Genomic DNA, 15,750 nt, shown 5'->3' with positions numbered 1-15,750 from the left:
TTGACAGGTGCGGCCGGTAGCATGGAATGGTCAGACGCACCCGAAACGTCGAAGAGCTCTTTTTTTTGATCGCGTTTCGTGGCCAATGAGCCGGACGAAACCGGCCGATAATCCATTGGTTAACTATAGGCAGACTATGAGCAAGGAAACCGCGATAAACGGCCCGCTCCAATTGGCCACCATCTATCGCGCCGGTTTGGGTGCGCAATGGAATTCATATCGGGACGCGGCGGAGCGGTTTTCGGCCATTTACGAGCGGCCTGTCGGCTTCGCACGTATCCGGGAAGCCGTAGCCGTTTCAGAGCTACCGCCCGAAGTCCTGTCTCTTTTTGTCGACGTAGGTCTCGTCAACGGGACGGCCCGATGTCTGTTGAAGCTGGCTCGCGCGGAAGGAGGCGAAGTTCTTTGCCAACGCGCCGAGGCGATAAGGCGGGAAGGATTGACGGTGCACGGCGCGCCTGGAAATCGCTCCGGGTCCGTTTCCCGGCGCGTGGTATCGTTTCGCTGGCTCGGTGACAATGCCGTGTATGTCGATAGAGGCGGCGAAACTTCGCCCCCGTATCGTCATCTTGCTGACCGGCTGACTCCGGGCGACCCGCTGCCGGAGGAAGAATTTGCGTTCGTAGTCTGATCTTGCTTCGAAGGCCGCCTGCCCACCAGTCGAAACCAGGCGACCGCCCTTCAGGAGCACGCAAATCCTGTGCAGGCAGACGTTCGAGTACGCGTGCAGCGAATCAAATCGCTTTCCCGAACGAGGACACGGACTGCCAGTGATACCTGCCTGCCATCAGATATCCCCGCCTTGACGAGCCCGCTCAACTTGGCGCCGCGCGCGTCATCGAAAGGACGGGCGTATGTTGCATTCAATTCGCGATCGCCAATTTTGGCCGTTCGCGGCATGATCGGCCAGGGGTTCGGATACACGTTTCTGATCGGGCGCCCCGCACGCACCGGCGACCTTTGATGGACCCGAAGTCGTCGCGGTTGAGGGCGCGGAGCCGGTCGTCTGTTCAGCTTTGGTAGCAACTGGTTGAGACGAAATCAATTGACGCTGCCCGCTCGGTTGTTCATGGGAATACGCAAAGACGCAATTCCGATCGATGTCCAACGACTGACCGGGCGAACATGCCCTCGGTTGAATCAGACCATCACTTGACTCGCCGCCGCCGCGCGGCTACGCAGCCAGTTGATACTCGCGAACAGCAGCACGGCGAACACGATCAGCATGGTCGCCACGGCCAGGATCGATGGATCGATGGAATCCCGGATGCCGCTCCACATCTGCCGTGGAACGGTCTTTTGATCCGGGCCGCCAATGAAGAGAATCACGATGACTTCGTCGAAGGAGGTGGCGAAGGCGAAGACGCTTCCAGTCGCGACCGCGGGTTTGATCAATGGAAGCGTCACGCGCCTGAACGCGACCCACGGTTGCGCGCCGAGCCCGGACGCCGCGCGCAGTAGACTCTGATCGAAAGACAATAACGACGCGGTCACCGTGATGACGACGAACGGCGTGCCGAGCGCGGCATGTGCAAGGATGACGCCGGGGTAGGAATTCACGAGCCCGAGTGGCGCGAAGACAAGGTAGAAGCCGGCGGCTACCACGACGATCGGCACAATCATCGGGGATATGATGATCGGCATGACGATCGAGCGCAGCGGAAACTGCGTTCGCGACAGGCCGAGCGCCGCCAGCGTCCCGAGACAGGTCGCTATCAAAGTGGACGCTGCGCCTATGGCGATACTGTTCAGCAGCGCACGTTGCCAGTCCGCACTCGTGAGGGCTTGTTCATACCAGCGCAGCGAGAACCCCTGCAGTGGATATGAGAAATACGAGCCGGAGTTGAACGAAAGCGGAATGATCGCGAGAATCGGCGCCACCAGAAAGAACAGAACGAGCGCGCAGTGCAATCGCACCCATCGGGAAGCGACGCGCTCCGTTAGTACCGTATTGCGTTTGTCTTGCATGATTGCTCCCTTGGGACTTACATGCCTCAACCGAACCGCAAACGGTCGATGCCGACGATGCGATTGAAGATGAAATAGAAGATCGCGGTAAAGATCACGAGATAGGCTGACAGCGCGCCCGCGAGTCCCCAGTTGAGTTGCGTGTTCGTCTGATCCGCGATGAGTTGGCTGATCATCTCGTCGCCGGCGCCGCCGAGCAGGGCTGGCGTGATGTAGTAGCCGAGCGCGAGCACGAACACCAGGAAGCATCCTGCTCCGACCCCCGGCAACGTTTGGGGGATATAGACCCGCACGAACGCGGTGAAGGGATGAGCGCCCAGAGACTTTGCTGCGCGCAGATAAACGGGCGAGACGCTCTTCATCACCGAGTAGATCGCGAGAATCATGTAAGGCAAAAGCACGTGCGTCATGCCGATCAATACACCTGTGCGATTGAAAACGAGCGGCACCGGATGTGTCACGATGCCGAGACTCATCAACAGGCTGTTGACGACGCCACCCGGTTGCAGAAGCACATACCACGCCGTCGTACGCACCAGCAGAGAGGTCCAGAACGGCACGATAACCAACAGCATCAACCGGTTGCTGCTTTTTTCGGGCAGATTCGCGAGCAACCAGGACACTGGATAACCCAACAGCAAGCAGAGCACCGTCACCGTGAAGCTGATTGAGATCGTTCGCACGAACGCTTCGCGATAGACCGCGGTGTTAGCCGGCAGCGAGGCGATCGAACCTTGCGGCGTCACTCTCGCGTCCACGGCATTCAGCAGGTAATCGGGAGTCGGCGACGCGGCGGCGCGCTTCAACAGGCGCCATGTTTCGGGCGAGTTCCAGCGTTCGTCGATCTCGATCAGCGTCGGCTTCCAAGCGGGAGGCGTATCGCTGCGAATGCCGCGCGCTGTCTTCATCAGCAGGCTGCGGAATTCGGGCTGCGCGAAATTCATGCGCTTCGCGACTGTGCCGAGCTGTCCGCTTTGCTGGGCGTCCTTGATTCCGGATGCGAGCAGGGCGAACGTATGCTCATCAGGCACGCCACCGCCGTCCCAAGCATCGAGTGCGCGGGAAAGTGCTGGCAGGCTGTCGGGCACTTCGCGATTCTGTACGCTGCGGGCGAGCAACAGCGCGATCGGCGCAATGAAGGTCGACAGTAGAAACACGATCAGGGGAAGCGCCAGCATCAGCGCTCGAAGCGATGCGCGGCCTTGTGCCTTCTGATAGGACGCGCGGCCGTCGGCGCTCGTCGGAGAGCCCGGGGTGGGAGCATGGGCCGGTACGGGGGTATGGGTAGTCGCGGTCACAGCGGGCTCTCTTTCAATGGAAGTGTTACTGCGTCAACCAAACCTGGAAGCGCTTGTTGATCTCGTCAGCGTTATCCGCCCAGAAGGTCGGATTGATCTGAATCGCACGCTTGAAGTTATCCGGCGCGGTCGGCAGGTCGGCCAGTCGCTGCTTCTCGACGAGCGAGATCGCGTCCTTGCGCGGCGGCGCATAGGCGATGTACTTCGAGAGATCGGCATAAGCCTTCGGCTGCGACGCGGAGACGATGAACTTCGCGGCCGCGTCGGCGTGCTTTGCTCCCTTTGGGATGCCCCACCATTCATAGTCATAGACCTGCCCATCCCAGACGATCCTGAAGGGCTTGTTGTCCTTCTTCGCAGCATCGTCGATTCGGCCGTTGTAGGCCTGCGTCATCACGACGGCGCCATCGGCGAGCAGTTGCGGCGCTTGTGCGCCCGACTCCCACCAGACGATGCTCTTTTTGATCGTGTCGAGCTTCTTGAATGCGCGGTCAACGCCCGCTGGCGTCCCGAGCACCTTGTACACGTCTTTCGGATCGACGCCGTCGGCGATCAGCGCCCATTCCATCGACCCCTTCGGTGACTTGCGCAGCCCGCGCTTGCCAGGGAATTTCTGCAAGTCGAAGAAATCGTTGATAGTGCTCGGCGCTGTCTTGAGCTTGCTCGCGTCATAGGCGTAGACCGTGGACCACACCATGCTTGCGACCGCACAGTCGCTGATAGCCCCGGGAATGAAGTCGCTCGTATTGCCAAGACTCTTCTTGTCGAACTTCTTGAGCAGCCCTTCGTCACATGCCGTGATGGCATCGTTGCTCTCGAGATCCATGAGATCCCATGTTGTGTTCTTCGCCTGCTCCATCGCTGAAAGTTTCGCGAGACCGCCGTCATACGATTCGAGCGAGAAGTTGACGCCGGTCGCCTGCGTGAACGGCTCGAAATAGGCTTTCTTCGCCGCGGCCTCATAGGCGCCGCCAAAGGTGACAACGTTGAGCGTTTCCGCGGCGTGCGCCGTAACAGCAGCGACGGCGACTACGGCAAGTGCGACGCATTGTGCTTTGATGTGAGTGCGCATTTCAGTGGGCTCCTGCGGCTGCGGCCGCGATCATGGAAGGTGAGGACGATGCGGGGGTAGGAACCAGGGTCGCGCTGCGGGGCACGCTCGCAGCGAGAATCTTGCAGTCGTCGTGGCGCCAGGCCACCTCGATGGCGTCGCCAGCCGAAGGCAGGGCGTGGCGTTGGGTGTTGGGTACCTTCGCGACGAGCGAGTCACGCGATCCGAGCGTCAAATGCACGCGGTGATGATCGCCGCAATACACAAGTTCCTGCACCCTGGCGCGCACGACGTTGCTCTGCGCGTCCGCTTGTGTGCCCTCGGTACTACGGATATACGCACGCTCGGGGCGCAACGCGAGCATCGCGTCATCTCCTTCGCCAAGGCCCTGTTCGCATCGGCCGCGAATGATGCTGCCATCGGAAAGCGCCAGCGTCGCCCAGTTGTTCTGTACCGTCACAACGCGTCCCCGCAGGCCGTTGTTCTCGCCCACGAAGTTGGCGACGAAGGCGTTGTGGGCGTTTTCATAGAGCTCGGTGGGCGTCGCGGCCTGCTGAATGCGTCCATCGGAAAAGACTGCAACCCGATCGGACATGGTCAGGGCTTCCGCCTGATCGTGCGTCACGTAGACGATGGTGAGCGACAGATCGCGATGCAGCCGCATGATCTCGTACTGCATCGTTTCGCGCAGACGCTTATCGAGCGCTCCGAGCGGCTCGTCCATGAGAACGACGCTCGGTTCGAACACGAGTGCGCGCGCGAGCGCGACGCGTTGCTGTTGTCCGCCCGAGAGCTGAGCGGGACGCCGGTTCGCCAGATGCGGCAACTCGATCATCTCCAGGGCGCGCTTCACCCGTGCTTTCTGATCCGCGCGGCTCACACGTCGCACGGACAACGGAAATGCGACGTTCTCGGCAATCGTGAGATGCGGGAAGAGCGCGTAGTTCTGAAAGACCATGCCGATGTCGCGCTGGTGCGGCGGCTTGTCGTCGAGGCGCTTGCCGTCGAGACGTATCTCGCCCTGCGTGGGCGACTCGAAGCCGGCGAGCATCATGAGCGTGGTTGTCTTGCCTGAGCCCGACGGGCCAAGCAGCGACAGGAACTCGCCCTTTCGTACGTCAAGGTTCAAATCATCGACGACGTAATTAGCGCCGTCGTACGACTTGCTCACGCCCGAAAACGAAATGAAGGATGGGTTTGACATCGTGATAGCGTCCTGTCGAGAGTGCCTGGATTAAAGCGCAGTAAGCTTCGACGCGAGGTAACGAGCGAAGTCATAGTTCGGGCGTTCGAGGGGGCTCAGATGGCCCGGCTTTGCAAGCGGGGCGTGCACGCCGCGAAACACCGCTTCCACGCCGCGCTTATCTTCCGCATTCACTTCGTCGAGCAATGCCTTGAGCGTGGCCATATGCGCGTTGGCTTCGGGATCAGCGATAAAGTCGGGTGCAAGGCCACCGCCGAAGCGGATATGCACCTTGTCGACGCCGCGCGGCTGCAACACGAGATACCAGAAGTAACCGGGCGTGAGCGTGACGAGATGCGTCGGATAAATCGCGAGCAACGCGGTCGTCTTGCGCCAGTGACCGGTCAAGCGGTCGTTGTCCGGATGGGCATTGCCGATGGGAAGTGACGCTTCCTTCGTGATCCAGTGGTAATTGAATGCGGGAAAACCCGGTGGGCATTCCATCTCTTCGAGTCTGGAATGCGGACCGACCGTTGCGCGGTGCAGCATCGGCAGGTGATAGCTTTCCATGAAGTTCTCGGCGAGGATCTTCCAGTTGGTATCCCAGACGTGTTCTTCGTAAAAGTCTCGACGTAGTCGGCCATGCCGTACGCATCGATCAGCTCGCTCAGTTGCGAGAGTTGCTGGTGAACCGGACGTGCACCCTGATCGAGTGTCACGTAGATCCAGCCTTGCCACTCCTCGCAGCGGATCGTCGGCAGCTTGTAGCTTTCCGTGCAGAAACCTGCCTGCTGATTCATCAGCGGCGCGCCCTTGAGCGCGCCGTCGAGTCCGTAGTTCCAGGCGTGATACGGACAAATGATGCGCCGTATATTCCCTCGACCTTCGAGCAGAACAGACATCCGGTGCAGGCACACATTCGACATTGCGCGGAGCCCCATCCTCTCATCGCGGACGACGACGATCGGTTGCCCCGCGATGCTCGCGGTCAGATAGTCGCCAGGCGCCTTCAGCGCGCCCGCGCGACCTACGCATTGCCATTCTTTCGCAAATATCGCCTGCTCTTCCAGAGACAGGAACTCGGGCGACGTGTACACGCCAGGAGGCATCGAGCGTGCGTCGCTGAATGGTCGTTCGCAGCCTGCCACAAGCTCGTCGACCAAAGCGGGGACCGCCGTTTGCCTGGTGGGGTTTTCCATGAAGACGCTCCTAAAGCCGAGTGCGTTGCGCTACGGGGTCCGCGCTTCGATCGCCTCGAATGGAGGTAAATCTATCAAGCCAAATTACTAGTCAAAATATTGTTTTTGGATGCTAAAAGAAGGATTTAGCTATGCACGGGGCGCGAAGCCCGTCCGCTATGGTTGCCGGTTACGTGTCGAGCCTCAGACGGCGTATATAGCTTTCGCTAAAGGTAGAGAATCGAGACACCAGTTGCCGCGGCTTCATCGTTTTCGATTGGGCGATTCCAAGCGTCGTCGCGTTGACGTTGTCCCTAAACTGCTTGATCACGAACTCGCCGCCGTCGACGGTTTGCGTCGAATTCAGCGGAAAGTTCAGGATGCTGTAGCCAAGCCCGTTCGCGACCATCCCACGTACGACTTCCGGTTGCGAAGATCGAAAAGCGGGAACAGGCCGGGCTCCAACGACATCGAAGAGCGCGGCAAAGTACTCCCGGCTGTGCGGCAGGTCCAGCATCACGTACGGTTCGTCTATCAGATCCTGCAGCGACACCTTTCGCGCGCGCGCCAATCTGTGCGTCGCAGGCAGTATCGCGTACGGCGGCAGGGAAAGTAGCGGCGTAAAGGCAATGTCCTCGGACAGGTCGAGACTGTAGGTGAGCGCGATGTCGAGCGAACCGTCATGCAGGCCGTTCAATAGCTCATCCTGATGCGCCTCGATGGTGCGAAAGCTGATTCCACCGTGCTCGCTCGTAAAACGGCTGATCAATCCTGGCATCAGGGGCGGAGCCAGAGAGACAAGACAGCCAAGCGCGATCGATCCCGTCATGCCGCCATCCATCTCGGTGGCGGTCATCTGGAATTCCTCGGCGATCTTCAGGAGATTGCGCGCCTGTCCGAGCAGATCGCGCCCCGCCTGAGTCAGCGACAGGCCGCTTGCATGATGCCGGATGAACAATTGCACACCGAACGAGATCTCGAGGTCAGCCAGCGCGGTCGAAATGGACGGCTGGGAAATGTGCAGGCGTCTTGCAGCAGCCGTAAAAGACAGCACTTCTGCGGTCACAACAAAGTATCGCAACTGGCGCAGCGAATAACGCAGCGGCTGATTTTCCATGGGTTTCTACTCCCGGTTGACATTGTCGGACGCATCGCACTGTGAAGCGACCAAAGATGACTGCATAGCATAATCCGATGCTTTGCAATTGTTTAATATATTTTTCGGATTCTGAGAGCGGGCGTAGATTGCTATCCGAAAGATCAACACCGTGCCTGAAGGCTACAAGCTGCTGACGGGAACAACCGAACTCCGCTCTTCGAAGGACTCAGCCATGACAGTCGAAATAAAGGCAACTGACACGCTCGTTGTGGGCGCCGGGCAAGCAGGCGTCGCCATGAGCGAACACCTGACCAGGCTCGACATCCCGCATATCGTGCTGGAGCGCGATCGCATCGCCGAGCGCTGGCGCACCGGTCGGTGGGACTCTCTGGTTGCCAACGGACCGGCATGGCACGACCGGTTTCCGAATCTCGAATTCGCCGATGTGAATCCCGATGGCTTTGCGGGTAAGGAGCAGGTCGCCGACTACTTTGTCGCCTATGCAAAAAGTTCGACGCACCGATTCGCACCGGCGTCGAAGTCAAGAGGGTCGTGCGCAATGTCGGACGGCCCGGTTTTACAGTCGATACGTCTGAAGGAACGATCGAAGCGAATCGCGTGGTGGTGGCAACCGGGCCGTTCCAGCGTCCTGTCATTCCACCGATCGCGCCGAAAAGTACGGTGCTCACGCAGGTTCATTCCGCCGACTATCGCAATCCGCAGCAATTGCCCGAAGGCGGCGTGCTGGTGGTTGGTGCGGGATCGTCGGGCGTGCAGATCGCCGATGAATTGCAGCGAGCGGGGCGGCGGGTGTATCTGTCGGTCGGCGCGCACGATCGTCCGCCGCGTGGCTATCGTGGACGCGACTTCTGCTGGTGGCTCGGCGTGCTGGGCGAATGGGACGCAGAAGTGATGAAACCTGGTCGCGAGCACGTGACGATCGCGGTGAGTGGCGCGCGCGGCGGCCATACGATCGACTTCAGGCGTCTGGCGCATCAGGGCATCACGCTCGTCGGTCTGACGAAATCGTTCGACGATACAGTCGTCACGTTCGAGCACGATCTCGCCGATAACGTTCGTCGCGGCGACGAGAACTACCTGTCGCTACTCGACGCAGCTGACGCTTATGTCGAACGCAACGGCCTCGATCTTCCTGAAGAGCCGGAAGCGCGGATCATTCCCGCTGATCCGGAATGCATGAAGCATCCGCTTTATGAGCTCGATCTGGCGAAGGAAGGCGTGACGTCGATCATCTGGGCGACGGGTTATGCCGTCGATTTCACGTGGCTGCAAGTCGATGCTTTCGATGAAAAGGGCAAGCCGAAACATCAGCGTGGTGTCGCGAAGGAACCAGGCATCTACTTCCTCGGCCTGCCGTGGCTCTCGCGCCGCGGCTCCTCGTTCATCTGGGGTGTGTGGCACGACGCGAAGCACATCGCCGATCACATCACCACGCAGCGAAAGTACCACGCTTATTACGACGAGCCGCATCGTCACGTGGACCAGAAGCGCGTGGAAAGCGTCGAGGGCGTAGCCGGCGCATCGCGCATCCACACGGTGAGCGAGATGGGCGTCAACTGATTTTCAACTAATTCAGCATCAAGGTACTTCGATGAGCCAACCCACGCATACCCGTATCCGCATGTTCAACACGAAGGATACGTACCCGAATCAATCGCTCGACAACGATCTCTGCCAGGCTGTGCGAGCAGGCAATACCGTGTATGTGCGCGGTCAAATAGGCACGGACTTCGATGGCAATCTCGTCGGTCTCGGTGATCCGCGCGCGCAGGCAGAGCAGGCAATGAAGAATGTAAAGCAGTTGCTCGAAGAAGCGGGCAGCGATCTCTCGCACATCGTCAAGACGACCACGTATCTCACCGATGTGCGGTTTCGTGAGCCGGTGTACCGAGAAGTCGGCAAGTGGCTGAAGGGCGTGTTTCCGATCTCGACGGGACTCACGGTCGTCGCGCTCGGTCAGCCGGAATGGCTGATGGAGATCGACGTGATCGCCGTCATCCCCGACGGATGGACGCCGCCGAACGAATAACGGAGGTCACATGACATTCTCTATCGTCGGACGTTGCGACAGGACCGGGCAGCTCGGCATCGCGATCAGTTCATCGAGCATCGCGGTGGGCGCGCGCTGTCCATGGGTGCGCGCGGGCGTCGGCGTGGTCGCGACGCAAAACGTTACGCTGCCCGCGCTCGGTCCGCAGATTCTGGATCACATGCAAAGCGCGAAGGCCGATCCCGCCGCCGCCCTCGATCGCGCACTGGCCTTGAACGAATGGAGCGAATACCGGCAGGTGACGGTGGTCGATGCGCAAGGTCGCACTGCGTTTTTCAGCGGCAAACAGGCGCTCGGCACCTATCATGCCGTGGCGGGCGCGCAATGTGTCGCGGCGGGCAACATGCTCGCGGGCATCCACGTGATCGAGGCGATGATCCCGGCGTTCGAGAACGCGCCGGGGCAACTCGCCGATCGTCTGCTCGCGGCAATGCATGCGGCGATCACGGCCGGCGGCGAAGCGGGGCCGGTGCATTCGGCCGCGCTGAAGATCGCGGGCGAGCAGAGCTGGTCGCTCGTCGATCTGCGTGTCGACTGGGCCGACGACGATCCCATCGGCAAGCTCGATGGACTCTGGCGCGCGTACGAGCCGCAGATGCGCGACTACGTCACGCGCGCGCTGAACCCGACGGCTGCGCCGAGTTACGGGGTGCCGGGCGATGAGTGAGCATACGAGCCGCGATCTGCTCAAACGGCTGATCGAATTCGCGACGGTTAGCCGCGATTCGAATCTGACGCTGATCGAGTTCATACGCGATTACCTCGCGAACCTCGACGTCGAGTGTGAGCTGTTCTACAACGCGGAACGCACGAAGGCGAATCTGTTCGCGACCATAGGGCCGCGAGATCGCGGCGGCATCGTGCTGTCGGGCCATACGGATGTCGTGCCCGTCGACGGACAGGCCTGGACCGTCGATCCGTTCACGCTCAGCGAGAAGGAAGGGCGGCTCTACGGACGCGGCACAGCCGACATGAAGGGTTTTCTCGCATCCGTGCTCGCGGCAGTGCCGATGTTCACCGGAAGCTCATTGAAGATGCCGGTGCATCTCGCGTTCTCCTACGACGAAGAAGTCGGATGCCTCGGCGTACGGCCGATGCTCGCGGAACTGGAGAAGCGGACGCACAAACCTCAGTTGTGCCTCATTGGCGAGCCGACCGAATTGAAACCCGTGCTGGGCCATAAGGGCAAACTCGCAATGCGCTGTCAGGTGAAAGGCGCGCCTTGTCACTCAGCATATGCACCGTATGGCGTGAACGCCATTCAGTACGCGGCCCGCCTGATCAATCGTCTGGAAGAAATCGGTGAGCGCCTGGCGCAACCCGAGCATCACGACGAGCGTTTCGACCCGCCATATTCGACCGTGCAAACGGGCGTCATCAAGGGCGGCCGCGCGCTCAACATCGTGCCGGCCGAATGCGAATTCGATTTCGAGGTGCGCGGGCTGCCGGGCTTCGACGCGAACGAGATTGCCGACGATTTGCAAACGTACGCGCGGACCGAATTGCTGCCGAAGATGCGCGCCGTGAAATCTGATGTAGACATCCTTCTTGAACCGCTATCCGCATATCCAGGACTCGCGACCCCGCCCGACAGCGAGGCGGCCCGAATTCTCTCGGTGCTTTGCGGCTCGGAAGCGTTCGGTACGGTCGCGTTCGGAACCGAAGGGGGACTGTTCAATCATGCCGGCATTCCCACCGTCGTTTGTGGCCCGGGCAGCATGGATCAAGGCCACAAACCTGACGAATATTTGACGATCGGGCAACTTCACGGCTGCGATTCGATGATGGAGCGCGTCGCGAGATACGCCGCCAGACCAATGGCGGCAATGGGGTGAGGTCATGACGGTATGCGCTAGTCCGTATCACGCTGAGCGGTACTCCCCTGGCGTCTGCGAGGACGTGGTGTCACCAGGCCGGTCGCGCGCGATCCGTTGGTTTCGGTCGGTTTTTCGCCCAACAGCTCGCACAAAGGAAGAATCGCGCTGCAGCTTCGCTGCATAGCCTAAAACTTGGAGATACATCGCAAAATAATGTCTACGTCAACAAATTAACACGTTAAGTTTTATGTGTTGGCAGCCCCAAGAAGGATGGCTAGTGAGACACATCGCTTTCACGCCCGCTTATTCTTTGTGGATCATGCCCGCGTCCGTTCGTTTGTCCACCATTAGCCCGCTGCAAGGCCAACTAACGCCGAAATGCGACCAGGAGTCTAGTTCATGTCCACGTTCGTCAATGCCACAACGACCAATTCGCAACATGATGACGAGTTACTTCAAACGCTTTCGTCGTTGGTATCGACTCGGGAACGTGCTGTCTTGTCCATGCCGGGCGCGTTCTACACCTCTGAGACCTTTGCCAAGTTGGAGAAGGATCGACTTTTTCGGAGCGGCTGGGCATGCGTGGGACATGTAGGCGAAATCCCCAATAATGGCGATTACTTCACCACGGAAATGATCGGTGAACCGCTTCTCGTGCAGCGTACCTCGCAGGGAGATATTCGCGTTCTTTCGAACGTTTGCAGGCATCGCGGCAATCTTGTCGCGACTGGTCGCGGCAATGCTCGAGCCCACGTCTGCGGCTATCACGCGTGGAGCTATGACCTCGATGGAAAACTCAAGCGCGCACCGCTCATGCAGGAGGTCAAGGCGCTCGATACGGCCAACTGTGCGTTGCCAATTATTGCGACGACCGTCTGGCAAAACTTCATTTTTGTTAAGGAAGGTCTGAACAACCCGTTTTCTGCCTGGGATCTCTAACTGGCACGCGCGGAGTGGAATTCGCGTCCTCATTCACGCTGTGTTGAACCGATGCCGGTCGCATCTTGCGCATGGACGCTGCGCCTTTGGGGGCGTCTTCACCCTTCATTTCGCTTTACCGAGCACCCCGCGAGCCAGCCAGAGATTGATCAGCGCGAACTGCGTTTCGATCTGCGCCGTGTTTTTCGCCAGTCCCCGATACCGCGCCTTCAGATAGCCGAACTGACATTTGAGCACCCGAAACGGGTGCTCAACCTTCGCCCGCACGCCCGCCTTGAGCCGCTCGACTTTCTCGTAGATTCTGTCCAGCCGCTTGCTTTTGTCCAGCTTTCTTCGCTTGCTCGGCCTCATCGCCACGTGCCACTGGACGGCACCCGTTTCGCCTCGCTTCTCGATGCCCACGTAGCCCGCATCGGCAAACGCAACCTGCTCGTCGCCGTGCAACAGTTCATGCGCCACCGTGATGTCGTGAACATTTGCCGGCGTGCACTTGACGGTATGCACGAGCCCCGACTCCACATCGACTCCGATGTGCGCCTTCATACCGAAGTACCAGCTGCCGCCCTTTTGCGTCTGGCTCATCTCGGGGTCTCGCGTGCCAGCCTTCTTCGTCGAACTGGGTGCCGAAATCAGCGTTGCGTCGACCGCCGAGCCCACCTTGAGCATCAGGCCCTTCGCCTGCAGGATCTCGTTGACCGTCGCCAGCATTCTGGCCGACAGCTCATGGGCCTCAAGCAGGTGCCGGAATCGCAGGATCGTGCTCTCGTCAGGCAGCCGCGTCATGCCCGTGCCCAGCAGCGCGAACTCCCGGTACAGCGGGATGTCGTGCAGCGCCTCCTCCATCGCCGGGTCCGAGAGGCTGAACCATTGTTGCATGAAGTGAATGCGAAGCATCGTCTGGATCGGAAAAGGCGGGCGGCCAGTCTTGCCTTTCGGATAGTGCGGTTCGATGAGCGCAATCAGCTTCTGCCACGGCACCACGCGCGTCATCTCATCGAGAAACTCGCGCTTGCGGGTGCGCTTCGTCGACAGATCCAGACCAAGACCAAGTTGTGTCATCACGCCACTCCATGAAGTCTCCTGATCCCAGGATAGTCCAAGCTCACGTCAATGCCAGGACTTTTGCAGAGATTCCTTAACTTGGATGGTGCCGCTGCGCCGCTCAAGCAATCCCTTGAACCGCTTGAACCGCTCATTCGCAATTACCATCACGAAGAACAGGAACTCTATTACACACGCGAAGAAGTGTGGCAAACCAACTGGAAATGCCTTGCTGAGAATTTCATGGAAGGCTATCACCTGAACGCAACGCATCCAACCACACTCCGTCCGCGCTCGCCGAGCGAGCTTAGCGAGCACGTGACTGGCAACGGTTATTTCTCAGCGTATAGATCTCACTACACGCCTGATTCACCTCAGCGCGAACCGTTTCACCCCGATCTAACTGAAACAGAGCGCCGACATAGCCTTATTTTCAGTGTCTTTCCGAATCTGGTTGTCACGTATATGCCTCATCAGACCATCTACCTACTCCTCCGGCCGGCGTCGACAGGCAGCGTGGCAATCCGCTGGGGTATCGCCGGTTACGAGAAGTCGCCGAGCGAGGAAGACCTGAAAGAATATGTCGCGTTCGCTGATGCGTTCAATGCCGAAGACAAGGTGAAGCTGGAGAGACTGCAGATAGGTCTCGGCTCTAGCTTTTACACACCAGGGCCCCTAGCACCGGAAGATCTTGAGGGCACCTTGCGCGATTTTTATAGCTACGTCGCACGTCGTATCTGCGTCTGAAAGTGAAAATATGCATCCCGCCACCCTTCATGTCGTAGTCGACAAGCTGACGCTCGAAGCAAGTGACACGCTGAGCATTGAACTGCGTCCCGCTGATTCCGATAGCCTGCCAGCGTTCGATGCTGGTGCGCACATCTGCCTGGATCTGCCTAACGGAATCGTGCGCAGTTACTCGCTTGTGAACTCATCGGATAACATCCGGCGCTATGTGCTCGGCGTGCTACGCGCGCGCGAAAGCCGGGGTGGCTCTGCATTCATTCACGAGCAGTTGCGTGTCGGAGACCATTTGACCATTACGCCTCCACGCAACAACTTTCCGCTCGACGAGACCGGGGATGAGTTCGTCCTCATTGCAGGCGGTATTGGTATCACGGCGATCTACAGCATGGTGCAGCGACTCGTGTTCCTCGGCAAGCACGTCGAGATGCTTTACTGCTGCCGTTCACGGGAACATGCCGCGTGGCTTCGCCCGATTCAGGCACTTGGCATTCCGCTCACACTGCATTTCGATGTCGAGAAGAGCGGCCCGCCAGATCTGGATGCATTCATTGCTGGACGCGGAGTCGACACGCGCTACTACTGTTGCGGCCCATCACCGATGTTGAGCGCATTTGAGCAGACGTGCAATAAACATGGCTATCGTCACGCCCATATTGAACGATTTTCCGCCGCTCCCGTTGGCCCTGAAGCCGAGACCGTGCCGGGTTATGACGTACAGCTTGCGCGAAGTGGGAAAACCATCCATGTTGAGCCTGGCACGCGCCTACTTGATGCACTCGTTGCAGCCGGTATCGATGCTCCTTTCAACTGCCAACAGGGATTTTGCGGCACTTGCGAGATGACCGTCCTTGAAGGCGAAATCGATCATCGGGACAGTGTGCTGAGCGAGGCCGAACGAAAGAGTGGCAGCTCGATGATGGTATGTGTATCCGGTTGCAAACGGGGTCGTCTGGTACTCGATTGCTGAGTCTTCGGGCTCTGATCTGAGACCGTTTGTCCCGTAACACGGATTCCGATGGACCTCACGTCGTCATGTGGATCGACGCACGTTGCGTCACGACGACGCGTTGCACGATCACACGCAGTGAACGGAAGTCACCGGATGGGGGCGAAACTAGCACCTCCGTCCGGACGGAGGTGAACTTGCGAAGCGCTCATGGCGAGCCTCCATGCGCATTATTTGCACAGTAATAGCACACTTCCAAGCGGTACACGCGGGTGTTGCGCATCAAGGGTCCTCTTGATTCCCGCGCAAATTTCCGGGTTGAACGCTCCAGGCTGCATGCGGCTTTGCGGGCTGTCCCCGATAAATATCAATGTGAAATCCAGGACCTGCTGTCTGGACCCGAAGCCTTGGT

At 59.4% G+C, this 15,750-nt stretch carries 13 protein-coding genes and 2 pseudogenes; 8 read left to right on the top strand and 7 right to left on the bottom strand.

The features are described from left to right. Nucleotides 1–136: 136 nt before the first annotated feature. A complete protein-coding gene (locus FRZ40_RS44735) occupies nucleotides 137–631 on the top strand; it encodes a phytanoyl-CoA dioxygenase family protein (RefSeq protein WP_193567030.1) in 495 nt (164 codons plus the stop codon). 509 nt (nucleotides 632–1,140) lie between these two features. Here the strand turns inward: FRZ40_RS44735 and FRZ40_RS30785 are convergent. The 6 genes and pseudogenes from FRZ40_RS30785 to FRZ40_RS30760 all read right to left on the bottom strand — a co-directional run bounded on the left by FRZ40_RS30785 (nucleotide 1,141) and on the right by FRZ40_RS30760 (nucleotide 7,795). After that, nucleotides 1,141–1,968, bottom strand: coding sequence for an ABC transporter permease (locus FRZ40_RS30785; RefSeq protein ID WP_147236614.1), 828 nt, complete (start codon nucleotides 1,966–1,968; stop codon nucleotides 1,141–1,143). Nucleotides 1,969–1,994: 26 nt separating this feature from the next. Continuing rightward, nucleotides 1,995–3,146, bottom strand: a complete 1,152-nt coding sequence (locus FRZ40_RS30780; RefSeq protein WP_240057330.1) for an ABC transporter permease — start codon at nucleotides 3,144–3,146, stop codon at nucleotides 1,995–1,997. A gap of 145 nt (nucleotides 3,147–3,291) precedes the next feature. Further along, complete coding sequence (locus FRZ40_RS30775; RefSeq protein ID WP_028370107.1) at nucleotides 3,292–4,338, bottom strand: polyamine ABC transporter substrate-binding protein; 1,047 nt, start codon at nucleotides 4,336–4,338, stop codon at nucleotides 3,292–3,294. 1 nt (nucleotide 4,339) lies between these two features. Then, the gene (locus FRZ40_RS30770) at nucleotides 4,340–5,521 is read right to left on the bottom strand and encodes an ABC transporter ATP-binding protein (protein ID WP_147236612.1); all 1,182 of its coding nucleotides are present in this window, start codon (nucleotides 5,519–5,521) and stop codon (nucleotides 4,340–4,342) included. A 30-nt stretch (nucleotides 5,522–5,551) separates the two neighbouring features. Continuing rightward, nucleotides 5,552–6,699, bottom strand: a pseudogene (locus FRZ40_RS30765) (SRPBCC family protein). A gap of 169 nt (nucleotides 6,700–6,868) precedes the next feature. After that, nucleotides 6,869–7,795, bottom strand: a complete 927-nt coding sequence (locus tag FRZ40_RS30760; protein ID WP_028370110.1) for a LysR family transcriptional regulator — start codon at nucleotides 7,793–7,795, stop codon at nucleotides 6,869–6,871. 214 nt (nucleotides 7,796–8,009) lie between these two features. Here FRZ40_RS30760 and FRZ40_RS30755 point away from each other — a divergent pair. The 5 genes and pseudogenes from FRZ40_RS30755 (at nucleotide 8,010) to FRZ40_RS30735 (ending at nucleotide 12,604) form a co-directional block, all read left to right on the top strand. Further along, a pseudogene (locus tag FRZ40_RS30755) lies at nucleotides 8,010–9,358 on the top strand (flavin-containing monooxygenase). A 31-nt stretch (nucleotides 9,359–9,389) separates the two neighbouring features. Continuing rightward, on the top strand, nucleotides 9,390–9,827 hold the full coding sequence (locus FRZ40_RS30750; RefSeq protein ID WP_147236611.1) for a RidA family protein: 438 nt from the start codon (nucleotides 9,390–9,392) through the stop codon (nucleotides 9,825–9,827). A 10-nt stretch (nucleotides 9,828–9,837) separates the two neighbouring features. Continuing rightward, nucleotides 9,838–10,515, top strand: coding sequence for a DUF1028 domain-containing protein (locus tag FRZ40_RS30745; RefSeq protein ID WP_147236610.1), 678 nt, complete (start codon nucleotides 9,838–9,840; stop codon nucleotides 10,513–10,515). Beyond that, nucleotides 10,508–11,683, top strand: coding sequence for an acetylornithine deacetylase (argE, locus tag FRZ40_RS30740; protein ID WP_147236609.1), 1,176 nt, complete (start codon nucleotides 10,508–10,510; stop codon nucleotides 11,681–11,683). Before FRZ40_RS30745 ends, argE begins: the two co-directional genes overlap by 8 nt. A 381-nt stretch (nucleotides 11,684–12,064) precedes the next feature. Next, the gene (locus FRZ40_RS30735) at nucleotides 12,065–12,604 is read left to right on the top strand and encodes an aromatic ring-hydroxylating oxygenase subunit alpha (RefSeq protein ID WP_147236608.1); all 540 of its coding nucleotides are present in this window, start codon (nucleotides 12,065–12,067) and stop codon (nucleotides 12,602–12,604) included. A gap of 105 nt (nucleotides 12,605–12,709) precedes the next feature. On the opposite strand, the gene FRZ40_RS30730 is transcribed toward FRZ40_RS30735, so the two are convergent. Further along, complete coding sequence (locus tag FRZ40_RS30730; protein ID WP_147233625.1) at nucleotides 12,710–13,663, bottom strand: IS5 family transposase; 954 nt, start codon at nucleotides 13,661–13,663, stop codon at nucleotides 12,710–12,712. An 81-nt stretch (nucleotides 13,664–13,744) separates the two neighbouring features. Here FRZ40_RS30730 and FRZ40_RS30725 point away from each other — a divergent pair, with 81 nt between their 5' ends. Both FRZ40_RS30725 and FRZ40_RS30720 read left to right on the top strand, forming a co-directional pair. Continuing rightward, nucleotides 13,745–14,392, top strand: a complete 648-nt coding sequence (locus FRZ40_RS30725; RefSeq protein ID WP_158647045.1) for an SRPBCC family protein — start codon at nucleotides 13,745–13,747, stop codon at nucleotides 14,390–14,392. Between the two features lie 10 nt (nucleotides 14,393–14,402). Next, nucleotides 14,403–15,359 (top strand): PDR/VanB family oxidoreductase, encoded by a 957-nt coding sequence (locus FRZ40_RS30720; RefSeq protein ID WP_028370117.1) that lies wholly within the window; start codon nucleotides 14,403–14,405, stop codon nucleotides 15,357–15,359. The last annotated feature ends 391 nt before the right edge of the window (nucleotides 15,360–15,750 follow it).

It is taken from the genome of Paraburkholderia azotifigens, assembly GCF_007995085.1.
Lineage (GTDB): Bacteria > Pseudomonadota > Gammaproteobacteria > Burkholderiales > Burkholderiaceae > Paraburkholderia > Paraburkholderia azotifigens.
Note: the sequence above shows the minus strand (reverse complement) of the source record. Positions and strands in the feature narration are given on the sequence as shown.